Origin of the sequence: Streptococcus equinus, from assembly GCF_049393735.1 — a bacterium.
In the GTDB taxonomy this organism is placed as follows: domain Bacteria; phylum Bacillota; class Bacilli; order Lactobacillales; family Streptococcaceae; genus Streptococcus; species Streptococcus equinus_G.
On sequence record NZ_CP185946.1, the window covers coordinates 495,637 to 521,515 of the forward strand.

Genomic DNA, 25,879 nt, shown 5'->3' on the forward strand with positions numbered 1-25,879 from the left:
TATCATGATATCCTTGATGGAGGTAATATGGCAAAAATTGGTTTGGTGACAGGGTCTTTTGATCCGGTGACAAATGGGCATCTTGATATTATCGCTCGCGCAAGTAAACTTTTTGACACGCTCTATGTGGGGATTTTGTACAATCAAAATAAATCAGGCTTGTTTACGATTGCTGAGAGAAAGTTGATGGTAGAAGAGGCAGTCGCGGCTTTTCCAAATGTGAAAGTGGTAACGGCGCAAGATTCTTTGGCTGTTGATGTGGCAAGAGAACTTCATGCTGGGTACTTAGTTCGCGGAATTCGTGATGCTAAAGATTTTGAGTATGAGGCTAGCATGGACTTTTTTAATCATCACTTGGCTAATGATATCGAGAGTGTTTATTTACTTACCACACCGAAATGGCGTTATGTTTCATCAAGTCGTGTGCGTGAATTGATGCATTTTCATTCTGATATTTCAGCTTTTGTTCCAGAAAGTGTTGTCAAAAAAGTGGAGGAAAAATATGACAATCTTAAACGCATTTAAAGGGATTTTGAAAAAGATAGGTCGTATTTTGTATCGCTTAAAATGGTGGATTTTAGGCATTGCTGGCACTGCTTTTATCATTTTCAGTCTTTTTTGCCCACTTGGTTATTATGTTGAAATGCCTGGCGGTGCTTATGATGTTCGCAGTGTTTTAACGGTTAATGACAAAGCTGATAAAGAAGATGGTTCTTATAATTTCGTAGCTGTTGGGGTTAGTCAAGCAACGCTTGCTCAGTTGGTTTATGCTTGGTTGACGCCGCACACTGAAATTACAACTGAGGCAGCGACAACTGGTGGCTATAGCAATGCAGACTACATGCGTATTAATCAGTATTACATGGAAACATCACAAAATACAGCGACCTATCAAGCTTTAACTTTAGCAGGAAAAAATGTTAATCTAGATTATCAAGGTGTCTATGTCTTGAATGTTGATAAGCATTCTACTTTTAAAGGGCAGTTGCATCTTGCTGATACTGTGACAGGCGTTAATGGTAAAACTTTCAATAGTTCTGCAGAGTTAATGGCTTATGTTGCTGATTTAGATTTGGGTTCTGATGTCACTGTTCAAGAGACTTCTGATGGTAAAAGTAAAGAAGTTTCTGGGAAAATCATTGAATTGCCAAATGGTAAAAATGGAATTGGTATTGGACTAGTTGACCACACTGAAGTTTCGTCAGATGTTAAGGTTGATTTTGAAACGAGTGGTTTCGGTGGACCAAGTGCTGGTTTGATGTTTACCTTGGATATTTATGACCAAGTCAATAACGAAGACTTGAGAAAAGGTCGTAAAATTGCAGGAACTGGTACGATTAATTCGGATGGTTCAGTTGGTGATATCGGCGGCGCTGGGCTAAAAGTAGTGTCAGCTGCTAAGGCTGGTGCGGATATTTTCTTTGTGCCAAATAATCCTGTTGATGAGGAAACGAAAAAAGAAAATCCAGATGCCAAGACTAATTATCAAGAAGCAAAAGAGGCTGCTAAAGATTTAGATACTGATATGAAGATTGTCCCTGTGACAACCGTTCAGGAAGCAATTGATTATTTGCGTAGTACAGATTAAAATATCATCCCTACAACTTAGTAGGGGTGTTTTTTTTATGCTAATTAACTTTTTCTTAAGATTTATTCGCTACAATGTTCTAAAATAGAGTAAGAGATAGATTGGAGGAGCACATGACAAACTGGCAGAAACGATTGATTATTGGACTCAATCTTGCGGTACTGTTCATTTTTTTAGATGTTAGTTTGCTGATTTTTGTTAGGTCTGTTAATAGTCACGGTGTTTACCAGACTGTAGAAATGAAGTGGCTGACATTTTCAGTTTGGGTGCTCTGTTATTTTTTGTTCTGGGTGATTCAAGGAATGCTATACTTAGTAGTAAAGCAAATGCTGTTTGCGCGAAGACACCAAAAAAGTTAGATGACCAATCTAGCTTTTTTTGTTAGGAAAATTTGTAAAATGACTGAAATATCATTATTTATGGGGAAAATGCTATAATAATCCTATGACAGAAAAGCTAACGATTTTGCACTTAAATGACTTGCATTCTCACTTTGAGAGCTATCCAAAAATTAAGCGATATTTTCAAGAATTTCCTAAGTCTGACGAAGAAGTGATTCGGGTTGATATTGGAGATAATATTGACCGCTGGCATCCGATGACTGATACTAGCAAAGGTTGCTTTAATGTTCAATTATTGAATGAACTTAAAATTGATTTTGCGACGATTGGCAATAATGAAGGAATTGGTTTGGCTAAAAATTGGTTAAATCAAGTTTATCAAGATGCTGATTTTAAGGTTATTTTGGGAAATTTAGAAGATGAAAATGGACGTCCAAATTGGGCTGATCCATATCAGATTTATGAGACAAAAGCTGGGACGAGGATTGCTTTTTTAGCCTACACGTTTCCTTATTATTTGACTTATAAACCTGGTGGATGGAAGGTGCTTGATCCGATGGCATGCTTGAAACGTGATGTTGAGATTCCAGAGGTGAAAAATGCAGACTTTCGCATTTTGTTGAGCCATCTTGGATTACCAGTAGATGAGAAGATTACTGCAGCTGTTCCAGAGATTGATTTAATTATTGGAGCACATACGCATCATGTTTTGGAGGATGGCGCGTGTCTTAATGGAACTTATATGGCTGCCGCAGGAAAATATGGACAGTTTGTCGGTGAGATTAATCTGACTTTTGAAAATCATGAGTTGGAAGATATTACGATTCATGCTCATGAAACGAGTCATATGGCAAGTAAACCTGGCGATAAAGAATGGATAGAAAAAGTCGTTTCAGATGGCCGCAGTCTTTTAAGAAAAGAGAGCGTCAAGGAATTTGATACTGAGTTGACTTTGGAGCAATCTTGTCAACTAGTCATGGATGCTATGAAAGACTATGCAAGGGCTGATGTTGCTATGATTAACTCTGGTTTAGTGGTTGAGGCATTCGGAAGAGAAGTGACAAAGGATACGCTTCATCATTCTCTTCCACACCAAATGCGTTTGGCAAGGCTAGAAGTAACAACATCTGAGCTTGAGGAGATTTGTCAGGATGTTTATTCACAAGCAGAATTGTTAGCAAAACAGCAGATACGCGGAATGGGATTCCGTGGGAAAGAATTTGGGACCGTTTTAACGAGCAGCTTTGATTACAAAAATGGAAAAATAGTGTATAATGAAAAGGTTACGAATAAAAAGGATACTGTCAGTCTCATCTTGGTTGATCAATATTACTTTGCACGCTATTTTGAAAGTATCAAATCACATCAAGCAGAGCTGCTTTTTCCTGAATTGCTTCGAGAACTGGTAGAAGACTACCTCAAACATAAAGAATAAGTTTTAAGATGAATGAAGAGAGGAGACCGATGAGAAAAGATATCTCTCCTGAAATGTTTAATTACAATAAATTCCCTGGTCCACAGTTTGTGGCATTTTCTGACCGAGTTAAAAGTGATGATATTGAATTTTTGATTTTAGAAAATAAAAAAGGTGCTTTTGATGCGACTGTTTTCAGTCAACGTTTTTCTGATATTCTACTAAAATATGATTACATCGTCGGAGATTGGGGAAATGAGCAATTACGTCTAAAAGGTTTTTACAAAGATGACCGAGATGTTAAAAAAGCTAATCGTATCTCACGTCTAGATGATTATCTTAAAGAATATTGTAACTTTGGCTGTGCTTATTTTGTGCTTGAAAATCAAGAACCTCGACCAGTTAAGTCTGAAGAGGAAAAGCAGTCAAGACGTCACAAATCGCAAAAACGTTCATCTGGTAAGAAAAAATCAGACCGCTCAGCTAATCAGCATTTTACCAGCCAAAAACGCAAAGAAAGCAAAGGTCGTAGCGAGCGTCATCAAAAACGTGAACAACAAAAAGAAATACAAACGGCAAAACAATTTGTCATTCGCCGCAAAGAGAAATAGGAAGGAACTAATTTTACAGAATGCAAACAGAAACTAAGGACATTAAGCCCTCTATTTATGGATTAACACGTGATGAATTGATTGAGTGGGCAATCGAACACGGTGAAAAGAAATTCCGTGCAACACAAATTTGGGATTGGCTTTACCGTAAACGTGTCCAATCTTTTGAAGAAATGACAAACATTTCAAAAGACTTCATCGCTATTTTGAATGAAAATTTCTGCGTCAATCCATTGAAACAACGTGTTGTCCAAGAAGCATCAGATGGTACTGTCAAATATTTGTTTGAATTGCCTGATGGTATGTTGATTGAAACAGTTTTGATGCGTCAACACTACGGCTTGTCAGTCTGTGTAACATCACAAGTTGGTTGTAACATGGGATGTTCATTCTGTGCCAGTGGTTTGATTAAAAAACAACGTGATTTGACAAGTGGTGAAATTACTTCACAAATCATGATGGTACAAAAATATTTCGACGAACGTGGTCAAGATGAGCGCGTGAGTCACGTCGTTGTTATGGGGATTGGTGAACCATTTGATAACTACGACAACGTTCTTCGTTTCGTACGTACAATCAATAATGATAATGGTCTTGCTATCGGTGCACGCCATATCACTATTTCAACATCAGGTTTGGCACACAAAATCCGTGAATTTGCTCACGAAAGCTTGCAAGTTAACCTTGCGGTATCACTTCACGCGCCAAACAACGAACTTCGTTCACAAATCATGCGTGTTAACCGTTCATTCCCACTTGAAAAACTTTTTGCTGCGATTGAATATTACGTTGAAACAACTAACCGTCGTGTGACATTTGAGTATATCATGTTAAATGATGTCAACGATTCGCCAGAAAATGCACAAGAATTAGCTGATTTAACGAAAAAAATTCGCAAATTGTCATATATCAACTTGATTCCATACAACCCAGTTTCTGAGCACGACCAATACAGCCGTTCAAGTAAAGAACACGTTGCTGCTTTCTACGATGTTCTTAAGAAAAATGGTGTAAACTGTGTGGTTCGTCAAGAGCACGGAACTGATATTGATGCGGCTTGTGGTCAATTGCGTTCAAACACAATGAAGCGTGATCGCCAAAAAGCAGCAAAAGCAAAATAAAAAGAGAAAAATGAAAAAGCTATTTGATGAAGAGTTTGAATTAACAAGTTTTGGGCGTAAGGTGACAAAAGTTTTGGTAACAATGTACATCATTGCTATCTGTTTCTTGTGCTTTAGCCCACAGCCTTTCAAGATTGAAGGGGTTGAGACGCCAAATATTATCTCTTATGGTCGCTTGCGTCTCTTACTGGTTCCTTTTAATAGTTTTATTGGGATTGGAAAGTTGGATAGTGGCTTAGAAGTCTTTTGGGTCTTCGCGCAAAACGTCACTAACATGTTTCTTATTTTTCCATTGATGTTTGGACTTATTTGCCTTTGTCCTAGTCTTCGCAATTGGAAAAAAGCTTGGCTTGTAGCATTTGGAGTAAGCTTAACCATTGAAACAACTCAGTTGATTGTTGACTTGCTTTATAATGCTAATCGGGTCTTTGAAATTGATGACCTTTGGACCAACTCATTGGGTGGCTTGCTAGCTCTTTGGCTGTATAGCGTTTTTCGTAAAAAATATCTAAAACAATAAAAAGAGGTTGGGTAAATTCCCAGCCTTTTGTTTTTTTCTAGATAAGACGTTTAACTTGACTTAGAGTTTACTTTAAGGTATATAATATCAGCTAGAAAGTAGGTTTTCATGAAAATTATAAAAGAACTCTGGTGGTTTTTTAAGCTGGAGAAAAAACGATACATTGTAGGGATTCTGTCTCTTATTTTAGTAGCCGTTTTAAATCTTATCCCTCCAAAAGTCATGGGGAATGTGATTGACCATGTGACAAGTGGTGAGCTGACGCAGCATGAGCTTCTTTTGAGTTTATTTTATTTGATTTTGTCAGCTCTTGCTATGTATGCTTTGCGTTATATTTGGCGTATGTACATCTTAGGGACATCTTACAGACTTGGTCAGATTATGCGTTTTCGACTTTTTGAGCATTTTACAAAAATGTCGCCTAGTTTTTATCAAAAACACCGTACAGGTGATTTGATGGCGCACGCTACAAATGATATTAACTCACTAACGCGTCTTGCGGGTGGTGGTGTGATGTCTGCTGTTGATGCTTCTATTACAGCTTTGGTGACATTGGTGACAATGGCTTTTAGCATTTCATGGCAGATGACTTTGATTGCTGTGATTCCCTTACCATTTATGGCGTACGCTACAAGCCGTCTTGGTCGCAAAACTCATCAGGCATTTGGAAAATCTCAAGCAGCCTTTTCAGAATTGAACAACAAAGTTCAAGAATCAGTGTCTGGTATTAAGGTCATCAAATCTTTTGGTTACCAAGAAGATGAACTTCAATCTTTTCAAGATATTAATAACATGACTTTTAAGAAAAATATGACAACAATGAAGTATGATGTCATGTTTGACCCATTGGTTTTGTTATTTATCGGAGCTAGTTATGTTTTGTCTCTTTTGATGGGAGCTGTCATGGTGTCTGCTGGTCAGGTGACTGTCGGAAATTTGGTAACTTTTATCACTTATCTTGATATGTTGGTTTGGCCATTGATGGCGATTGGATTTCTTTTTAACATGATCCAACGTGGGACAGTTTCTTATGAGCGAATCAGTCATTTGTTAAAAGAAAAATCTGATGTCAAAGAATCTGAAAATCCTCTTTCAGAAATAAAAAATGGCACATTAGTTTATGATATCGATGCTTTCCATTATGATAATGAACAAACTTTATCTGATATTCACTTTGCATTGAAACAAGGTCAAACCTTGGGCTTAGTTGGTCAGACTGGTTCTGGTAAGACGACTTTACTTCGTTTGCTTTTACGTGAATATGATTTGCAAGATGGTCAGATTACCCTTGATGGTCATGACATCAAAGATTATAAGTTGTCCGATTTACGTCAGTTGATTGGTTATGTGCCACAAGACCAGTTTTTATTTGCAACAAGTATTTTAGATAACATTCGTTTTGGAAATCCTGAGGCTAAGTTAGAAGAAGTTGAAGCAGCGACTAAGCTCTCTCGAGTATATGATGATATCGTAGCCATGCCAGATGGGTTTAAGACCTTGATTGGTGAGAAGGGTGTGAGTCTTTCTGGTGGGCAAAAACAAAGGATTGCGATGAGTCGAGCTATGATTTTAAATCCTGAGATTTTGATTTTGGATGATTCTTTGTCAGCTGTGGATGCAAAGACTGAGCATGCTATTATTGAAAATCTGAAAGAAACTCGAAAAGAGAAATCAACGATTATTACAGCTCACCGTTTGAGTGCAGTTGTGCATGCGGATTTGATTTTGGTTATGCAAGATGGAAAAATTATTGAACGTGGTCGTCATGAGGACTTGATTGAACAGGGTGGATGGTATGCTGACACCTATGAAGCTCAGCAATTAGAAATGGAAGGAGATAGTGATGAAGAATAATGCAAATCAGTGGCGTGTTTTTAAACGTCTTATGAGCTATCTCAAGCCATATAAGTTTTTAACCGCACTTGCTCTGGGGCTTTTGCTTTTGACGACGGTCGTTAAAAGTTTGATTCCTTTGGTAGCATCTTACTTTATTGACCACTTTTTGACAGATATAAACCAAACGGCTATGTTAATTCTGCTTGGCTATTATCTGATGTATGTCGTGCAGACAATTATCCAATATTTTGGAAATTTCTTTTTTGCGCGTGTGTCGTACAGCATTGTCAGAGATATTAGGCGTGATGCTTTTGCCAACATGGAAAAACTAGGAATGTCTTATTTTGATAAGACTCCAGCAGGTTCTATCGTATCTCGTATTACAAATGATACCGAAGCGATTAGCGACATGTTTTCTGGTCTTTTGTCTAGTTTCATTTCAGCTATTTTTGTCTTTACCGTGACGCTTTTTACGATGCTAAAACTAAATGCTGTGCTGACAGCTTGGGTGGCTCTCTTTTTGCCATTTATCTTTATTTTAGTCAACCTTTATCGTAAAAAATCAGTTAAAGTTATTGCAAAGACGCGTGCACTTTTATCTGACATTAACAGCAAGTTGTCTGAAAGTATTGAAGGGATTCGCATTATTCAAGCTTTTGGACAAGAAGAACGTTTGAAAGGTGAATTTGAAGAGATTAACCAAGAGCATGTTCAGTATGCCAATCGTTCGATTGCTTTGGATAGTATTTTCCTACGTCCAGCTATGTCACTGTTGAAGTTGCTAGCTTATGCGATTTTGATGGCTTATTTTGGATTTCGTGGCATGGAAGTTGGCATTTCAGCAGGGCTAATGTACGCTTTCATCCAATACGTCAATCGTTTGTTTGACCCACTTATCGAGGTAACACAGAATTTTTCAACTTTGCAAACCTCAATGGTTTCAGCTGGTCGTGTTTTTGATTTGATTGATGAGAAGCAATACGAGCCTGAACAAGTCGGTGTCCAAGAAGAAGTGACGTTTGGTAATATTGAATTTAAAAATGTGAGTTTTTCTTATGACGGCAAACGTCAGATTTTAGATGATATTTCATTTAAAGTAAATCAAGGTGAAACGATTGCTTTTGTTGGGTCGACTGGTTCTGGAAAATCATCAATCATTAACGTCTTCATGCGTTTTTATGAGTTTCAGTCAGGGCAAGTGCTGTTGGACGGTGTGGATATTCGCAAGTATTCTAAGGAAGCTTTGCGTAAGCATATCGGTCTTGTCTTGCAAGAACCTTTCTTATATCATGGTACGATTAAATCAAATATTAAAATGTATCAAGATATTTCTGATGAAACTGTTCAGTCAGCAGCTAAGTTCGTTGACGCGGATCAATTTATCCAAAAACTGCCTGAAAAATACGATACCAAAGTTACTGAGCGTGGCTCAAGTTTCTCAACAGGACAACGTCAATTGCTTGCTTTTGCGCGAACTGTAGCGAGTCAGCCGAAGATTCTGATTCTTGATGAAGCAACAGCAAATATCGATTCTGAGACAGAAAATATTGTCCAAGAATCGTTGAAAAAAATGCGCCAAGGTCGAACAACTATCGCGATTGCTCACCGCTTATCAACTATTCAAGATGCTGATTGCATTTATGTTTTGGACAAAGGTAAGATTATTGAGTCAGGTAATCACGAGAAATTGCTCAGCCAAAAGGGTACGTACTATCGCATGTATCAATTACAAGCTGGTATGATGGAAAATTAATAAAAGTAACAAACCAATCTGTGAAAATAGGTTGGTTTTTTGTTATTTTACTTACGGTTCTTGTTTTACAACTTCTGATTGTCATATTATAATGATGATATGGAAAATAAAAAAGTAAGTATTGTGTTAGATCAGGCGATAGTTGATCAGCTTGCTTTATCGAAAGGACAGCAATTAAAGGCAGAATTGTACGAGAATAAGTTGGTTCTGCAAAAAGATGAGCCACCTAAGCAAGGTCGACTAGCCAGTTGGGTTTTGATTGCAGCTACAGTTTTGCTGTGTATCCTTTTTTATGCTGTGAGCTCGATTGAAAAAAGGGATCAGATTTTATTGGTTGGTGATTATTCTATCATCACTTTCTTGGTTGGTTTTGGTGGTATTTTGGGGATGACCATCTTTACGACAACATTGATTAGTAACCGGAAGTTATTTCTTGGTGGCATCAAAGCGCGTGTTTTTTGGCGGATGCTTCCAGTTATTGTCGCATCGTTTGCTGTTATTTTATTGCTTGCTCTTCTTGGTTTTGGCTGGCTTTTAGAGCAGATATTTACAGGCGCATCTTTTGATAAGCTGACGTCGACTTTAATCTTAGGTGCATCGATTTATGCGGTCAGTCTTTTCTTAGGGCAAATAGCAGAGCAGATTAGAGCTTCTTGGTTGACAACTGTTTTTACGGTGATTATGGTCAGTGGCGTTTTTGTTTCAATGGCAACCAACCGTTCTTTGCAGTGGTGGCATTTTAATCTTAGCTTTTTAGGAACGCAAGCGGCTAAGGAGAGTTGGCAATTTAACCTAACATTGATGCTATCAGCTTTGATTTTGGTTGCTTTGGTTGATTATTTATTTGTCGCCCTCGGTGAGAAATATGGTAAAAACTGGAAATTAATGGCCATGCGTGTCATGTTGACATTACTTGGGCTAGATTTGGGAGCTGTTGGGTATTTCCCAAATAATGCTAGCTCGCACTTCTTGCATACAAGAGTAGCAGGCTATCTGGTTTTAATTATCATTGTACTCATTATCAGTGTAAAATGGCTTTTGCCAGAAGTAACAAAAGATTTTTTGATTATGTCTTATGCTATTGGCGGCATGCTGGTCGGTTTAGAAATTGCGTTTCAAGGCATTCATTATTTATCGCTAACAGCTTTTGAGCTAAGTGCTTTCTTGTTAGCATTTGCTTGGTTAATCCGTTTAATCACTCATTTAGAGGGATTGTTGTTACCTGATACAAAAGAACTGACATTGACAATTGAATAAAAAAGAATCTCTGATTTCACTTTGCGTCGGCATGGTAAATTCAGAGTTTTTTTGAATTCAAAAAGAAAATAAATAATTTTTAGAAAATTCGCAAAAATACTTGACAAGAAAGAAATTGGTGTTTATAATGATAATCAATCAGAAAGTAGCAAGGATTTGCTTACAGGGAGCTCGTGGTTACTGTGAACGAGTAGCAGGTGGTTGTGAAAATTGGGCTGATGGTATTATTGAAGATAAGAAATATTTTTCAGGTAGGCACCCCTTATCGTGCAGCTCCTTGTTAGAGGAGATTGAGATGGCGAAAGTAAATTGAATTTCGTTAAATGAGGTGGCACCACGCTATACAATAGACGTCCTCACACAGATTTTTCTGTGTGAGGTTTTTTGTTTAGTTTATGCTTGAAAGAGTTTCAAGAGACGTTTGAGACAAACGTTAGTCATGGAAGTGATTAACGGTAAGTTTCAGGTAAGCACCCCTTATCGTGCAACTCCTTGTTAGAGGAGATTGAGATGGCGAAAGCAAAATGAATTTCGTTAAATGAGGTGGCACCGCGCTATGATTAGACGCCCTCGCACAGATGTTTTTTTCTGTGTGGGGCTTTTTGTTTTGGTGAAAAGGAGATAATCATGAAAAGACGAGATAAAGGCTGGCAAAGCAGTTATGAATTAAAAGCATAAACAAAAAAGAGAGGTTATGATATGCAAAAAATTCTAACTGCTGATACTTTGACTCCCATCCTTGCTTATATGCGAGTTCAAGGGGAACACAAAGTTATTCTTGAATCGATTCCACGTGAGAAAGAAAATGCACGATTTTCAATTGTGGCTTACAATCCAGTTTTTGAGATTAAGTACGAAGATGGCAAGTTAACTGAAAATGGCAAAGAAGTCGCAGGTAATCCCTTGGATTATCTCAATCAAGTGACGGTAAACGGAAAATCAAGCGCGAATCTTCCGTTTGGTGGCGGTGCTATTGGATTTGTTGGTTACGATATGATTGGTCTTTATGAAAATATCGGAGATATTCCTGAGGATACTATCGGAACGCCAGACATGCATTTCTTTGTTTATGAATCTTATCTGATTTTTGACCATAAGACAGAAAAAGTTTATGTGGTTGAAGATAATATTTACAGTCATCGTGATAACGATATAGTGAGACAAGCGCTTGGCAAGGTTGTTAAGGATTTACAGACACAAGCACCAAATGAATTTTCGCCACAAGAATTGCAACCACTGCAGTTTAAACATCATATCGAAAAAGATGCTTTTGTGAAGATGGTTGATAGGGCTAAAACGTTGATTCGTCAGGGTGATATGTTTCAGTGTGTGTTAAGTCAGCGTTTCTCAAGTGATTTTAGTGGGGATCCGCTTGATTATTATCGAAATTTGCGCGTGACAAATCCATCTAATTATCTTTATTTTTATGATTTTGGGGATTATCAGATTATTGGAGCAAGCCCAGAAAGTTTGGTTTCTGTGAAAAATGGAGAAGTGACAACGAATCCAATTGCAGGTACTCGTCCGCGTGGAGCTAGCGATGCTGAGGATGCCGCGTTAGCCAAAGGCTTGCAAGCTGATATCAAAGAAACAGCTGAGCACCGCATGCTTGTAGATTTAGGTCGAAACGATATTGGAAGAATTTCCAAAAATGGGACGGTCAAGGTAACGAAATATATGGAAGTTGAGCATTTCCGTTACGTCATGCATTTGACTAGTGTTGTTAAAGGGCAGTTGTTGCCAGATGTGGCAAGTATTGATGCTTTAAAGACAACTTTACCAGCTGGTACCGTATCAGGCGCGCCGAAAATTCGTGCTATGAAGCGCATTTATGAAATGGAAGAAGAGAAACGCGGCGTCTACGCTGGAGCGATTGGCTATCTTTCGGCGACTGGTGACATGGATTTTGCCATTGCTATTCGGACAATGATTTTGAAAAATCAAAAAGCTTACGTGCAAGCAGGAGCTGGGATTGTTTATGACAGTGTTGCTGAAAATGAATTTTACGAAACAATCAATAAAGCTAAAGCCATGACACGGATTGGAGAGTGCAAATGATTTTATTAATTGATAATTATGACTCTTTTACCTATAACTTAGCGCAGTATCTCGGGACATTTACAGAAGTTGAGGTTTTGAGAAATGATGTCGGCAATTTGGAAGAAGTTGCCAAAAAAGCAGATGCATTAGTCCTATCTCCAGGGCCTGGTTGGCCTTCTGATGCTGGAAAATTAGAAGAAATGATTCAGAAATTTGCTGGGAAAAAGCCGATTTTAGGAATTTGTCTAGGACATCAAGCGATTGCTGAAATATTTGGGGGAAAGCTTGGCCTAGCAAAAAATGTCATGCATGGCAAGCAGAGCGACATCGAGCTTCTTTTGAAATCACCAATTTTTGCAGGGCTTGATAATATCATGCCAATCATGCGCTATCATTCTATCGTGATAACAGAGATGCCAAAGGATTTTGAGGTAGTAGCTGTAACGACTGATGACAAAGAAATCATGGCAATTCAACACAAACATTTGCCGATTTACGGACTTCAATTTCACCCAGAAAGTATTGGCTCGCCTGATGGGCTTAAGATGATTGAAAACTTTGTGCGACTAATTGTTGAAAAGTAAAGTGAGGAAAAACAATGAAAGAACTATTTAATCACATTGCAAACCGAGAAGATTTATCAGAAGAGGAAGTAGAGCATCTCTTTGATGAGATTTTAAACAATGATATTTCAGAAAGTGAGATTGCAGCTTTTCTGATGGGATTAAAAGTTAAAGGAGAAACACCTTCTGAGATTACGGGGATTGTACGTGCACTGAAAAATCACGCGGTGCTTTTGCCAAGAGAATTTGATGACGCTATGTGTAATTGTGGCACTGGTGGTGACCAATCTTACAGTTTTAATATTTCAACGACAGCAAGTTTTGTTTTAGCAGCTGGTGGTATTCGTGTGGCAAAAGCAGGCAATCGCTCGGTTTCTTCAAAATCTGGTTCGGCTGATGTCCTTGAAGCGCTGGGCATTAACATCTCAGCAGCTCCAGCAACTCTTTCAAAAGCACTTGATGAGGTTGGACTTGCCTTTATCTTTGCCCAAAGCATGCACCCTGCTATGCGATTTATCGGTCCAGCACGAAAAGTTTTAGGGATTCCAACCATTATGAATATCGTTGGACCACTTGCAAATCCAGTTGACCTTGAAACTCAACTCATGGGGCTTTATCGTGTAGATTTACAAGAAACAGCAGCAAAAGTTATGCAAAAACTTGGTCGTAAGCGTGCACTTATTATTACTGGTCCAAATAACATGGATGAAGCAGCGCTTTATGGTGAAAATACCTATACTTTACTTGAAAATGACAGAATCAGCCAGCACAGCTTTACTTACCAAGACTTAGGGATGCAAAGAGTGGAATTGTCAGATATTGTCGGTGGAGATGCCAAACAAAATGCGGAGATTCTATTAAGTGTACTTGAAAATCAAGCAAGTCCCTATCTTGAAACAACGGTTCTAAATGCTGGGCTTGGGTTTTATGCAAATGGAAAAGTTGATAACTTAGCAGCTGGTGTTGAGCTTGCTCGTCAATTAATTGCGGATGGTTCTGCTCTTGCTAAACTTCGTCAACTACAAGAGGTACAAGTATGAGTGAGACATTTTTATCAAGCATTTTAAATCAAAAAGCTAGAGAAGTTGAGAGTATGGAGTTTGAACCATTGTTGCCACTTCGCGAGACTTACAAACTTTATGATTATCTTAAGAATAACACTCAAAAGCTTCAAGTCATAGCTGAAGTGAAAAAGGCAAGCCCGAGTCTTGGTGACATTAATCTTGAAGTTGATATTGTCAAACAAGCCAAAAATTATCAAGACAGTGGCGCGTGTATGATATCTGTTTTGACAGACCCATTTTTCTTCAAAGGTAATATTGATTATCTACGTCAGATTTCAAGTCAAGTGAAGATTCCAACCTTGGCAAAAGATTTTATTATTGATGAAAAGCAAATCATTCGTAGCCGTAATGCAGGGGCAACCGTGATTTTGTTAATTGTCGCTGCGCTTTCTGAGAAACGATTGAAAGAACTTTATGACTTTGCGACGGGATTAGGGTTAGAAGTTTTACTTGAAACGCATCATTTATCAGAATTAGAAGTAGCTCATCGCATTGGTGCTAAAATCATCGGCGTTAATAATCGCAATTTGGTGACCTTTGAAACAGATATTAATTCTAGCTTAGCGATGTCAACGCATTTCAAAGGAGGTCCTGTTTACATTTCGGAATCAGCTATTTTTACCAAAGAAGATGCTGCCTTGGTTGCCCCATTTTTCAATGGCATTTTGGTTGGCACAGCATTGATGAAAGCAGATAATGTGTCTGAAAAAGTGAAGGAGTTGCAAATTGACAAAGGTTAAAATTTGCGGGCTCACAACAAAAGAAGCTATAGAAGCAGCGGTTAACAGCGGAGCTGATTACATTGGCTTCGTCTTTGCCAAAAGTAAACGACAAGTCGGCATAAAACAAGCTAGCCATTTAGCTCAGTTTATTCCAGAAACTGTCCAGAAAGTGGGTGTTTTTGTAAGTCCGACTCTCATGGAACTTCAAGAAGCCATTGTCAAAGTTCCTCTTGATCTTGTGCAAATTCACGGAGAATTTCCTGATGAGGACTTTGAAAAGCTTGATGTTCCAAGTATTCTTGCCATTCCTGTCGAAAAAACACTGGAAGAAATTGAAACTAAAGCAGATTTTATATTATTTGACGCCCCCTTGGCTGGCTCGGGCAAGACATTTGATTGGGAATTGTTAAAAAATCAAGCCATTGAAAAGCCATATTTTTTAGCAGGTGGATTAAGTGTCGATAATGTCAAGCAAGCCATAACTTTCTTTCGCCCCTACGCTGTTGACGTTTCTTCTGGTGTTGAGACGGATGGTAAAAAAGATTTATTGAAGATTATGAGATTTATAGAAAGTGTGAAAAAATGAGTTATAATCAACCTGATATTCATGGATTTTATGGAAAATTCGGTGGTCAATTTGTCCCTGAAACGCTGATGACTGCAGTTATTGAACTTGATAAAGCTTACCGTAAAGCAAAAGCTGACCCAAGCTTTCAAGCAGAACTTGATGAATTGCTTAAAAATTATGTTGGTCGTGAAACACCGCTATATTATGCGGAGCGTTTAACGAAACACATCGGTGGTGCCAAGATTTACCTTAAACGTGAAGACCTCAATCACACAGGTGCTCACAAAATCAATAACGCTCTTGGTCAGGTTCTCCTTGCTAAACGCATGGGCAAAAAGAAAATTATTGCCGAAACAGGTGCAGGTCAACACGGAGTTGCTACTGCAACAGCGGCTGCGCTTTTTGATATGGAATGTACGATTTACATGGGTGAAGAAGATGTGAAGCGTCAAGCACTTAATGTATTTCGTATGGAGTTGCTTGGTGCTAAAGTGCATGCGGTGACGGATGGTTCACGTGTTTTGAAAGATGCTGTGAATGCCGCCCTTCGCGCGTGGGTGGCTAACATCGAAGATACTCACTACATCATGGGGTCGGCACTTGGACCTGCTCCATTTCCTGAAATCGTGCGTGACTTTCAATCAGTTATTGGTAAAGAAGCTAAGAGACAGTACGCAGAAATATCTGGTGGAAAGCTGCCTGATGCGGTTCTAGCATGTATCGGTGGCGGCTCAAATGCAATTGGTCTTTTTTATCCATTTGTCGAAGATGAATCTGTTGCACTTTACGGTGCTGAAGCAGCTGGGCACGGACTTGATACGGAAGAACACGCGGCTACATTTGCAAAAGGTCGTCCAGGTATTTTGCACGGCGCATTGATGAATGTTCTTCAAGACCGCCACGGACAAATTATGGAAGCTTTCTCTATTTCAGCTGGTCTTGATTATCCTGGGGTTGGTCCTGAACACTGTCACTTCAAAGATATTGGGCGTGCAACATATGATTCGATTACAGACGATGAAGCACTTGAAGCTTTCATGCTTTTGTCGCGACTTGAAGGGATTATCCCAGCGCTTGAATCAAGTCACGCTGTTGCGCTTACCCAAAAAGTTGCTAAGGAGCTTGGGCCAGATAAATCAATCATCGTTTGTCTCTCAGGACGTGGGGATAAGGATGTTGTGCAAGTAAAAGAACGTTTAGAAGCAGAGGGAAAATAGATTATGACTAAGACACTCACCAAACATTTAAAAGGCATTAAAGCAAGTGGCAAAGGACTTTTTATTCCATATATCATGGCTGGCGACCATAAGCAAGGTCTTGATGGCTTATTTGATACCATTTCTCTTTTGGAAAATAGCGGAGCTTCTGCCATTGAAGTGGGCATTCCTTGGTCAGATCCCGTAGCTGATGGCCCCGTCATCGAATTAGCTGGACAAAGAAGTCTTGCTAAAGGCGTTAATTTGCAAGCAATCATTGAGAAATTGCAAGAAAAAAACGTTGACGTTCCTTTAGTCATCATGACTTACATCAATCCTATTTATCAATATGGTGTTGAAAAGTTAGTCACTGATTTGGCAAAGACATCTGTTAAAGGGCTGATTATTCCTGATTTGCCATACGAACACGAAAATCTCATTAAACCATATCTTGAAAATACAGACATTGCGCTTGTGCCACTCGTTAGTCTGACAACTGGCATTGAACGTCAAAAAGTACTTTGCAAAGATGCTGAAGGGTTCATCTATGCGGTTGCCATTAACGGCGTTACTGGTAAGACTGGTGGCTATCGTGCTGATTTAGATAAGCATTTGGAAAATCTAAAAGCAGTTGCTGACATTCCTGTTTTGACAGGATTTGGTGTGTCGACTAAAAACGATATCGAGCGTTTTAATAAGGTGTCAGACGGTGTTATTGTCGGGACAAAAATTGTTCGTGACTTACATGAAGGAAAAATAGAAGACCTTGTCGATTTCGTCAAGTTCGGTTCAAATTACCAAAAATAAATAAAGCCACTCTGAAAGAGTGGCTTTTTGCTTGCGCTAAAATAAATCAACGATAAGCTTGATATTTAAAATGGTCAAAATACTTGCCACCAAGTAGCCTAAAATAGTATTCCATTTAGCATTGACAAAATCTCCCATAAGTTTGCGGTTTGACGTGAAATAAACCAAAGGGAAAATGGAGAATGGCAAAGCTGCAGACAGAAAAACTTGTGAATAGACAATGAGCTGGTCAAGGACACTTTCTCGACTACCATAGAGAACAGCAATGATGAGGACAGGAAGAAGAGCAGCAAGTCGAGTTACAAGCCGAATCAACCATTGCGGTAAGCGTAATTTTAAAAATCCTTCCATGACAATTTGTCCAGTCAAAGTACCTGTGATAGTTGAATTTTGCCCACTAGCAAGTAGAGCAATCGCAAATAAAGTTGATAAAGCAGAGCTTGCCACTGCGCCAGCGATAGTGGAGTCTTGTAAAGCATTATACATCTGTGAAAAGGCGCTAATCTCACTAGCGTGGCCATAAAACAGCGATGCTCCTAAAATGAGTAGCAGTGAATTGACCACGAAAGCCACTGTAAGCTGAAGATTAGAATCCCAAGTCATGAAACGCACTGCTTGCTTGATTGAAGCGGGATTTTGATAGTCAACTTTTCGAGTTTGTGAAATCGAAGAATGAAGATAAAGATTGTGTGGCATAACTGTCGCACCGATAATCCCCAAAGCTAGCGTCAATTTGCTATTAACACCACTTTGATGTAAATCGATGATTTGAGCATTTGGAATATAGCCTTGTAAAATTCCTGAAAGACTTGGTTTTGACAAGATGACCAAGTAAAGGAAAATAATCAAAATTGTTGCAATCAAAGTGGAGACTATAGCTTCGATTTTACGAAAACCTAATCTCATTAACGATAGTAGGATGAAAACATCTAAAATGGTAATCAAAATTGAAAATAACAAAGACCAGCCAAAGAGTAAATGAAGTGCAATCCCTGAGCCGATAACCTCAGCAAGATCTGTTGCCATTAGGGCTAATTCAATGATAATAAATAGAAGAAAACGTAACTTTTTTGGCAAATGTGCAGCTGTTGCTTGCGCCAAATCTTTACGCGTTACAATGCCAAGTTTTCCAGCCATCTGCTGAAGTTGCATAGCTATTAATGATGACACAAGAATAACTGATAGCAGTAAGTATTTATAAGTAGCCCCACCGACAACACTAGTAATCCAATTACCAGGGTCCATGTAACCAACAGCAACTAAAGCTCCTGGTCCAATGAAGGCTCTAAGTGTTCGCCAAAATGAGGCATTCTTCGGAACAGCAACACTCTGATTAACCTCACTCAGCGATTTTTGAGAATTGACAATAGTTTCCAAAAGGCAGCCCTCTTTTCTAAAACTCTTATTTAAGGCCTATTATAGCAGAAGAATTTTAAAAATAAAGTATTTTTAATTATATTTAACAAAAAAATTAAGTATACTTAAAAAACGATACAAGAAGGTATCCAAAAAAGAGAAAAGGCACAAAAGGAATTCGCTTATTTTTGTACAACACACAAAAGATTATTCCTGTAAGTGAACCAATTTCTACAATCCATAAAATGTTTTGTAAATCTAGAAAAAGACTCAAAGTTGCTAGATAAAAACAATCTCCACTACCAAGTTTCACATCAATCAGCTCTGCAATGATTCCAAACAACAAAAGGATAATAGTGAGAGTTTTGATTGGTGTAACTGGGAGTAAACAGCAACTCGGGAGCAACCATATTAGTAAAGGAAATGATTGGTATTTTAAATCGTAGATACTGAGCGTGAGACTTAAAAAGATAATAAAGAGTGTCGAGAGTGGTAGCATTCCTTGATAGCAGACGGCAGTTAATATTCCGCAGATGAATTCAAAAATGCCATACCAAATTGGGAGTTTTGTGTGACAAAAACGGCAGCGTGACCGATTGATAATTTGTGAAAACACAGGAATTAAGTCACGAACCTCAAGTTGCATACCACAAGTCTCACAATGACTGGCTGGAAAAAGAATGGATTCGTTTGGAAAACGGTCAATTACTAAGCCGATGAAAGAAGCAAAGGATGCTCCAAGAAAAAAGAATAATAAAATGTCCATATCTTATTATTCGAAAAAATTTTTAAAAATTGCGAGCATATTGTTTGCTCTTTATTTAGAATCATTCTAAAATAGACTTACAAAAGAAAAGGATAACATTTCCTAAAAAATGTTGCATTTTTTTAAGAGGAGGTCTACTTATGACTCAAACAATGACTGAAACTATCTACGCATCTGTAACACACAACATTTCACAAAATACAAAAAATGCTAAAACAAAGGCAGTGCTAAATCAAGCAGTTGCTGACCTTTCAAAAGCAGCATCAATTGTCCACCAAATTCACTGGTACATGCGAGGAGCAGGGTTCTTCTATCTTCACCCAAAAATGGATGAATTGATGGACGGCCTTAACGCTAACTTGGATGAAATGAGTGAACGCTTGATTACAATCGGTGGCGCACCATTTTCAACACTTAAAGAATTTGATGACAATTCTAAATTAGAAGAAACAAAAGGTTCATTTGATAAATCAATGGATGAAAATCTTGCTCGCTTGGTTGAGGTTTACACATATCTTTCAGCGCTTTACCAAGTCGGTCTTGACGTGACTGATGAAGAAGGAGATGCTCCATCAAATGATATCTTCACAGCAGCAAAAGCTGACGCTGAAAAAACAATCTGGATGCTCCAAGCAGAGCGTGGACAAGCACCAGGGCTTAAATAATTTTTTGAACAATTTTGCGGGTTGAAAGACCCGCTTTTTTTATGAAAATATATGAAAATATCAAAATATCGAAACCGATTGCATACCCCTGTTGAAAAACACTATTATTTTTGATAAAATGCTTTGTATGAAAACTTTATTTGATGTGCAGCAATTGCTAAAGCGATTCGGCATCTTTGTCTATATCGGAAAACGTCTTTATGATATAGAGGTCATGAAACTCGAACTTGAGAAATTGTATGAAAATGGGTTGATTGACAAGGTTGACTACCTAAATGCTGAGTTAATTTTGCGACGCGAGCACCGTTTAGAAATGGAGAAAGAAAATAATGACTAAAAAACTTTTAGGGATTGACCTAGGTGGGACAACGATCAAATTCGGTATCCTAACTCTTGAAGGTGAAGTTCAAGAAAAATGGGCAATCGATACAAATACACTTGAAGATGGTAAACACATCGTTCCTGATATCGTAGAATCAATCAAACACCGTATGAGTCTTTATGGTTTGACAAAAGATGATTTTGCAGGTATTGGTATGGGTTCACCAGGTGCTGTTGACCGTGAAAACAAAACTGTTACAGGTGCCTTCAACTTGAACTGGGCTCACACTGAAGAAGTTGGTTCAGTAATCGAACGTGAATTAGGTATTCCATTTGCTATCGACAACGATGCTAACGTTGCTGCTCTTGGTGAACGTTGGACAGGTGCTGGTGCGAACAACCCAGACGTTGTCTTTGTAACACTTGGAACTGGTGTTGGTGGTGGTGTTATCGCTGACGGTAACCTTATCCACGGTGTTGCTGGTGCTGGTGGAGAAATCGGTCACATGAACGTTGAACCATTTGATGGTTTTGAATGTACATGTGGTAACAAAGGATGTCTTGAAACAGTTGCTTCAGCTACAGGTATTGTACGTGTAGCTCGTCATTTGGCAGAAGAATACGAAGGCGATTCTAAAATCAAAGCTTCTATCGACAATGGTGATGTAGTGACAAGTAAAGACATTTTCGAAGCTGCTGAAGCAGGTGATAAATTTGCTGATTCAGTTGTTGAAAAAGTTGGTTTCTACCTTGGACAAGCAGCCGCAAACATCTCAAATATTTTGAACCCAGACTCAGTTGTTATCGGTGGTGGTGTATCTGCAGCAGGTGAGTTCCTACGTAGCCGTGTTGAAAAATACTTTGTCAACTATGCTTTCCCACAAGTTCGTAACACAACTAAAGTTAAAATTGCTGAACTTGGTAACGACGCAGGTATCATCGGTGCAGCAAGTCTTGCAAGTAAATTTGTAGATTAAGAGGCAAAAAAATGAACTGGATTATTTTTCTAATTGTTTTAATTGCTATCATTGGATGGTTTGCTTGGTCTTATTTCAGCGTTCGTCGCGCAGCAAAATTCATTGATAATGCAGAATTTGAAAGCATGCTTCACACAAGTCAAGTGATTGATGTCCGCGAAGCAGCAGCATTCAAGGCAAAACACATCATGGGAGCACGTAATCTCCCAGCTAGCCAAATTCAAATGTCTTACACAGCTATTCGTAAAGACAAGCCAGTTCTTTTATACGACAGCAGCAGAAGCGCTGCCTTACCACGAGTTATCAAAATGCTCAAAAAAGCTGGTTACACAGACCTTTACGTTTTGAAAGACGGTTTTGATTACTGGACTGGTAAAATTAAAGAAGGTTAATAAAAAGAAAGCCATCGGGCTTTCTTTTTTTACACAAAAACAGGAACATTTATGAGCTTTAAATGAATATTATATAGTAAATTCACTGTCTGAAAACATTTACACAGCATTTGACGATGTTTTTTTATGGGAAATATGATATAATTCAAAAGTTAGAATAAATTTAAAAAATAAATCGAGGAATCATGACTAAATTAAGAGAAGATATTCGTAACGTGGCTATCATCGCCCACGTTGACCACGGGAAAACTACCCTTGTTGATGAATTGTTGAAACAATCACACACACTTGACGAACGTAAAGAATTGCAAGAACGTGCAATGGACTCAAACGATCTTGAAAAAGAACGTGGTATTACAATCCTTGCTAAAAACACTGCCGTTGCTTACAACGGTGTTCGTATCAATATCATGGACACACCAGGACACGCGGACTTCGGTGGAGAAGTTGAACGTATCATGAAAATGGTTGATGGTGTTGTTCTTGTTGTCGATGCTTACGAAGGTACTATGCCTCAAACACGTTTCGTGTTGAAAAAAGCTCTTGAACAAAACTTGACACCTATCGTTGTTGTTAACAAAATTGATAAACCATCAGCTCGTCCAGCAGAAGTTGTTGACGAAGTTCTTGAACTTTTCATCGAACTTGGTGCCGATGATGATCAATTAGAATTCCCAGTTGTTTACGCATCAGCTATCAACGGTACATCATCACTTTCTGATGATCCAGCTGATCAAGAACACACAATGGCTCCAGTCTTTGATACAATCATTGACCACATTCCAGCTCCAGTTGATAACTCAGAAGAACCACTTCAATTCCAAGTGTCACTTCTTGATTACAACGATTTCGTTGGACGTATCGGTATCGGACGTATCTTCCGTGGTACTGTTAAAGTTGGTGACCAAGTTACACTTTCAAAACTTGATGGTTCAACTAAAAACTTCCGCGTTACAAAACTATTTGGTTTCTTCGGACTTGAACGTCGTGAAATCCAAGAAGCAAAAGCTGGTGATTTGATTGCCATCTCAGGTATGGAAGATATCTTCGTTGGTGAAACAATCACTCCAACTGATTGTGTTGAACCACTTCCAATTCTTCACATTGATGAACCAACTCTTCAAATGACATTCTTGGCAAATAACTCACCATTTGCAGGTCGTGAAGGTAAATACGTAACATCTCGTAAAGTTGAAGAACGTTTGCTTGCTGAACTTCAAACTGACGTGTCACTTCGTGTTGAAGCAACTGACTCACCAGATAAATGGACTGTATCAGGTCGTGGTGAATTGCACTTGTCAATCCTTATCGAAACAATGCGTCGTGAAGGATACGAACTTCAAGTATCACGTCCAGAAGTTATCATCAAAGAAATTGATGGCGTGAAATGCGAACCATTCGAACGTGTTCAAATCGATACACCAGAAGAATACCAAGGTTCAGTTATCCAATCATTGTCAGAACGTAAAGGTGAAATGATTGATATGCAATCAACTGGTAACGGTCAAACACGTCTTGTCTTCTTGGCACCAGCTCGTGGACTTATCGGTTACCCAACTGAGTTCCTTTCAATGACTCACGGTTACGGTATCATGAACCACACATTCGACCAATACATGCCAGTTATCAACGCTGAAATCGGTGGACGTCGTCGTGGTGCCCTTGTATCTATCGATACTGGTAAAGCAACAACATACTCAATCATGTCTGTTGAAGAACGTGGTACAATCTTCGTTAACCCAGGTACTGAAGTATACGAAGGTATGATTATCGGTGAAAACTCACGTGAAAATGACTTGACAGTTAACATCACTAAAGCTAAACAAATGACTAACGTTCGTTCAGCTACTAAAGACCAAACTGCAGTTATCAAAACTCCACGTATCTTGACTCTTGAAGAATCACTTGAATTCTTGAACGATGATGAATACATGGAAGTAACACCAGAATCAATCCGCTTGCGTAAACAAATCCTTGATAAAAACTTGCGTGCTAAAGCGGCTAAAAAGAAAAAATCATCTGAAGAGTAGGGAGTGGGACAGAAATCGGTAATTTCGAAGAAATTCGATTTCGTCGTTTCACCCTGCAAGGTTGAGTAGGGTTGTAAAACCTGATTTATCAGCGTATTAGAACCCACTCAACTATATAATAACTATGTAAACAAAGAGCTGGGTACTATTCTCCCAGACTCTAAAACTGATAAAAGAATTGTAGAAAGGAATCATGAAATGTTTTATTTAATTATTGCAATCTTAATTGTTTCATACTATGTTTTCATGGCTCCTAAAACAATTCGTAATACGCTAGGAATGATTGGGTTTGTAGGATTAATTGCTTTATTACTTGTATTGGCAGGGATGAGCTTTATTAAAATCATGCAATCTCCACCAGAAATCTTTCTTGCACTTGCTATGGTTGCCTTGGGATTTTTCGCATTAAGAGATGTTTATCGCTTACCAGTTAAGAAAAATGAAGAAGAGCAATATAGCGACAGAGGCTGAGTATTTACTCAGCTTTTTTTGTCATAAACACTCTATCAGACATTGCGACATTAAGATTGTCTTAAATGCCATAGAATGATTGAAAAACGCTTTAAATAAAGGTAGAATAATATTATATTTGCAATGTTAGAATGGATATATCATGAAAAAAATTGAAACATTTGAAAATAAAAAAGTCTTAGTTCTTGGTTTAGCAAAATCTGGAGAAGCTGCAGCACGTCTCCTTGAAAAATTAGGTGCAATCGTCACTGTTAACGATGGTAAACCTTTTGATGAAAATCCAGCTGCACAATCTCTTCTTGAAGAAGGTATCAAAGTTGTCTGCGGTAGCCACCCATTGGAACTTTTGGATGAAAACTTCGAGTTAATGGTAAAAAATCCTGGTATTCGTTATGACAATCCAATGGTAGCACGTGCTATCGAAAAAAATATTCCTGTTATTACTGAAGTTGAATTGGCTTATATGATTTCTGATGCTCCAATTATTGGAATTACAGGATCAAACGGTAAAACAACTACGACAACAATGATTGCTGAAACACTTAATAACGGTGGTCAATCAGGTCTTCTTTCAGGAAATATTGGTTTTCCTGCTTCAGAAGTTGCACAAACTGCAACTAATAAAGACACATTGGTTATGGAATTATCATCATTCCAATTGATGGGAACAAATACTTTCCACCCACACATTGCTGTTATCACAAACCTTATGCCAACTCATATTGATTATCATGGGACATTTGAAAACTATGTTGCGGCTAAGTGGAATATCCAAAAAAATATGACAGCAGATGATTTTATCGTTCTTAATTTCAACCAAGATTTAGCAAAAGAATTAGCTGAAAAAACGGCAGCACAAGTTGTACCATTTTCTACAACAGAAAAAGTTGATGGTGCTTATCTTGATGGAGATACATTGTACTTCAAAGGTGAAGCAATCATGAAAGCATCTGAAATTGGTGTGCCTGGAAGTCACAATGTTGAGAATGCTTTGGCAACAATTGCTGTGGCGAAGTTATCTGGAATTGCAAATGAAGCAATTAAAGAAACATTGGCTCATTTCGGTGGTGTTAAACACCGTCTTCAAGCTCTTGGTGAAGTTAATGGCGTTAAATTCTACAATGACTCTAAATCAACTAACATTTTAGCAACACAAAAAGCTCTATCAGGATTTGATAATTCTAAAGTTATCTTGATTGCTGGTGGTCTTGACCGTGGTAACGAATTTGATGAACTTGTTCCTGATATTACAGGTGTTAAATTGATGGTCATTCTTGGAGAATCAGCTCCGCGAGTTAAACGTGCAGCTGACAAAGCAAATGTACCATATGTTGATGCCAAAGATGTTGCTGATGCAGCGCGCATCGCATACAGTAAAGCAGAAGCAGGCGAAGTTGTTCTTTTGAGCCCTGCAAATGCAAGTTGGGATATGTATAAGAGCTTTGAAGTTCGTGGTGATGAATTCATCGCAACATTTGAAGCTATTAAAGGAGAATAAGC

The 25,879-nt window shown here is 38.4% G+C and carries 26 protein-coding genes; 24 read left to right on the top strand and 2 right to left on the bottom strand.

The genetic code is table 11. The annotated features are described in order from the left end of the window. Nucleotides 1-27: 27 nt before the first annotated feature. The 17 genes from coaD to trpA all read left to right on the top strand — a co-directional run bounded on the left by coaD (nucleotide 28) and on the right by trpA (nucleotide 17,401). Nucleotides 28-525, top strand: coding sequence for a pantetheine-phosphate adenylyltransferase (gene coaD / locus ACNTMY_RS02590; protein ID WP_423216530.1), 498 nt, complete (start codon nucleotides 28-30; stop codon nucleotides 523-525). Beyond that, on the top strand, nucleotides 503-1,588 hold the full coding sequence (locus ACNTMY_RS02595; RefSeq protein ID WP_423216531.1) for a SepM family pheromone-processing serine protease: 1,086 nt from the start codon (nucleotides 503-505) through the stop codon (nucleotides 1,586-1,588). Before coaD ends, ACNTMY_RS02595 begins: the two co-directional genes overlap by 23 nt. Nucleotides 1,589-1,701: 113 nt before the next feature. Beyond that, nucleotides 1,702-1,947 carry a DUF3923 family protein gene (locus tag ACNTMY_RS02600; protein WP_423216532.1) on the top strand — a complete coding sequence of 82 codons (246 nt, stop codon included), beginning with the start codon at nucleotides 1,702-1,704 and terminating at the stop codon, nucleotides 1,945-1,947. An 85-nt stretch (nucleotides 1,948-2,032) separates the two neighbouring features. Further along, nucleotides 2,033-3,364, top strand: a complete 1,332-nt coding sequence (locus ACNTMY_RS02605; protein WP_423216533.1) for a bifunctional metallophosphatase/5'-nucleotidase — start codon at nucleotides 2,033-2,035, stop codon at nucleotides 3,362-3,364. A gap of 29 nt (nucleotides 3,365-3,393) precedes the next feature. Further along, nucleotides 3,394-3,954, top strand: coding sequence for a YutD family protein (locus ACNTMY_RS02610; protein ID WP_423216534.1), 561 nt, complete (start codon nucleotides 3,394-3,396; stop codon nucleotides 3,952-3,954). Between the two features lie 20 nt (nucleotides 3,955-3,974). Beyond that, nucleotides 3,975-5,075, top strand: a complete 1,101-nt coding sequence (gene rlmN / locus ACNTMY_RS02615) for a 23S rRNA (adenine(2503)-C(2))-methyltransferase RlmN (RefSeq protein ID WP_021141827.1) — start codon at nucleotides 3,975-3,977, stop codon at nucleotides 5,073-5,075. 10 nt (nucleotides 5,076-5,085) lie between these two features. After that, complete coding sequence (locus ACNTMY_RS02620; RefSeq protein ID WP_423216535.1) at nucleotides 5,086-5,595, top strand: VanZ family protein; 510 nt, start codon at nucleotides 5,086-5,088, stop codon at nucleotides 5,593-5,595. Nucleotides 5,596-5,703: 108 nt separating this feature from the next. Beyond that, nucleotides 5,704-7,449 carry an ABC transporter ATP-binding protein gene (locus ACNTMY_RS02625; RefSeq protein WP_423216536.1) on the top strand — a complete coding sequence of 582 codons (1,746 nt, stop codon included), beginning with the start codon at nucleotides 5,704-5,706 and terminating at the stop codon, nucleotides 7,447-7,449. Further along, complete coding sequence (locus ACNTMY_RS02630) at nucleotides 7,439-9,184, top strand: ABC transporter ATP-binding protein (RefSeq protein WP_423216537.1); 1,746 nt, start codon at nucleotides 7,439-7,441, stop codon at nucleotides 9,182-9,184. The genes ACNTMY_RS02625 and ACNTMY_RS02630 overlap by 11 nt, the downstream gene beginning before the upstream one ends. Nucleotides 9,185-9,283: 99 nt before the next feature. Then, a complete protein-coding gene (locus ACNTMY_RS02635) occupies nucleotides 9,284-10,441 on the top strand; it encodes a permease (RefSeq protein WP_423216538.1) in 1,158 nt (385 codons plus the stop codon). 699 nt (nucleotides 10,442-11,140) lie between these two features. Next, nucleotides 11,141-12,499, top strand: a complete 1,359-nt coding sequence (trpE, locus tag ACNTMY_RS02640; RefSeq protein ID WP_423216539.1) for an anthranilate synthase component I — start codon at nucleotides 11,141-11,143, stop codon at nucleotides 12,497-12,499. Then, nucleotides 12,496-13,065 carry an aminodeoxychorismate/anthranilate synthase component II gene (locus ACNTMY_RS02645; RefSeq protein WP_423216540.1) on the top strand — a complete coding sequence of 190 codons (570 nt, stop codon included), beginning with the start codon at nucleotides 12,496-12,498 and terminating at the stop codon, nucleotides 13,063-13,065. The genes trpE and ACNTMY_RS02645 overlap by 4 nt, the downstream gene beginning before the upstream one ends. 14 nt (nucleotides 13,066-13,079) lie before the next feature. Then, nucleotides 13,080-14,084: an anthranilate phosphoribosyltransferase gene (gene trpD / locus ACNTMY_RS02650; protein ID WP_423216541.1), complete on the top strand. Its 1,005-nt coding sequence runs from the start codon at nucleotides 13,080-13,082 to the stop codon at nucleotides 14,082-14,084. Beyond that, nucleotides 14,081-14,848, top strand: coding sequence for an indole-3-glycerol phosphate synthase TrpC (trpC, locus tag ACNTMY_RS02655; protein WP_423216542.1), 768 nt, complete (start codon nucleotides 14,081-14,083; stop codon nucleotides 14,846-14,848). Before trpD ends, trpC begins: the two co-directional genes overlap by 4 nt. Then, the gene (locus ACNTMY_RS02660) at nucleotides 14,835-15,416 is read left to right on the top strand and encodes a phosphoribosylanthranilate isomerase (protein WP_423216543.1); all 582 of its coding nucleotides are present in this window, start codon (nucleotides 14,835-14,837) and stop codon (nucleotides 15,414-15,416) included. The genes trpC and ACNTMY_RS02660 overlap by 14 nt, the downstream gene beginning before the upstream one ends. Beyond that, on the top strand, nucleotides 15,413-16,615 hold the full coding sequence (trpB, locus tag ACNTMY_RS02665; protein WP_423216544.1) for a tryptophan synthase subunit beta: 1,203 nt from the start codon (nucleotides 15,413-15,415) through the stop codon (nucleotides 16,613-16,615). The genes ACNTMY_RS02660 and trpB overlap by 4 nt, the downstream gene beginning before the upstream one ends. A gap of 3 nt (nucleotides 16,616-16,618) precedes the next feature. Then, nucleotides 16,619-17,401 (top strand): tryptophan synthase subunit alpha, encoded by a 783-nt coding sequence (gene trpA / locus ACNTMY_RS02670; RefSeq protein ID WP_423216545.1) that lies wholly within the window; start codon nucleotides 16,619-16,621, stop codon nucleotides 17,399-17,401. A gap of 36 nt (nucleotides 17,402-17,437) precedes the next feature. Here trpA and ACNTMY_RS02675 read toward each other — a convergent pair whose 3' ends face one another. Further along, entirely contained in the window at nucleotides 17,438-18,778 is a 1,341-nt protein-coding gene (locus ACNTMY_RS02675; RefSeq protein WP_423216546.1) for an Nramp family divalent metal transporter, read from the bottom strand. A gap of 94 nt (nucleotides 18,779-18,872) precedes the next feature. After that, nucleotides 18,873-19,523, bottom strand: coding sequence for a prepilin peptidase (locus ACNTMY_RS02680; RefSeq protein WP_423216547.1), 651 nt, complete (start codon nucleotides 19,521-19,523; stop codon nucleotides 18,873-18,875). 140 nt (nucleotides 19,524-19,663) lie between these two features. On the opposite strand from ACNTMY_RS02680, the gene ACNTMY_RS02685 reads away from it, so the two are divergent. From ACNTMY_RS02685 to murD, 7 genes are all read left to right on the top strand, one after another. Next, nucleotides 19,664-20,188: a Dps family protein gene (locus ACNTMY_RS02685; protein ID WP_423216548.1), complete on the top strand. Its 525-nt coding sequence runs from the start codon at nucleotides 19,664-19,666 to the stop codon at nucleotides 20,186-20,188. A 127-nt stretch (nucleotides 20,189-20,315) separates the two neighbouring features. Beyond that, on the top strand, nucleotides 20,316-20,525 hold the full coding sequence (locus ACNTMY_RS02690) for a YqgQ family protein (RefSeq protein WP_024344227.1): 210 nt from the start codon (nucleotides 20,316-20,318) through the stop codon (nucleotides 20,523-20,525). Further along, the gene (locus ACNTMY_RS02695) at nucleotides 20,518-21,486 is read left to right on the top strand and encodes an ROK family glucokinase (RefSeq protein WP_423216549.1); all 969 of its coding nucleotides are present in this window, start codon (nucleotides 20,518-20,520) and stop codon (nucleotides 21,484-21,486) included. Before ACNTMY_RS02690 ends, ACNTMY_RS02695 begins: the two co-directional genes overlap by 8 nt. An 11-nt stretch (nucleotides 21,487-21,497) precedes the next feature. Continuing rightward, nucleotides 21,498-21,878: a rhodanese-like domain-containing protein gene (locus ACNTMY_RS02700; protein ID WP_021141851.1), complete on the top strand. Its 381-nt coding sequence runs from the start codon at nucleotides 21,498-21,500 to the stop codon at nucleotides 21,876-21,878. Nucleotides 21,879-22,063: 185 nt separating this feature from the next. Then, nucleotides 22,064-23,908 carry a translational GTPase TypA gene (typA, locus tag ACNTMY_RS02705; protein ID WP_004230714.1) on the top strand — a complete coding sequence of 615 codons (1,845 nt, stop codon included), beginning with the start codon at nucleotides 22,064-22,066 and terminating at the stop codon, nucleotides 23,906-23,908. A 198-nt stretch (nucleotides 23,909-24,106) separates the two neighbouring features. Next, entirely contained in the window at nucleotides 24,107-24,379 is a 273-nt protein-coding gene (locus ACNTMY_RS02710; protein ID WP_423215294.1) for a DUF3165 family protein, read from the top strand. Between the two features lie 142 nt (nucleotides 24,380-24,521). Then, nucleotides 24,522-25,877, top strand: coding sequence for a UDP-N-acetylmuramoyl-L-alanine--D-glutamate ligase (gene murD / locus ACNTMY_RS02715; RefSeq protein ID WP_423216550.1), 1,356 nt, complete (start codon nucleotides 24,522-24,524; stop codon nucleotides 25,875-25,877). Nucleotides 25,878-25,879 lie beyond the last annotated feature (2 nt).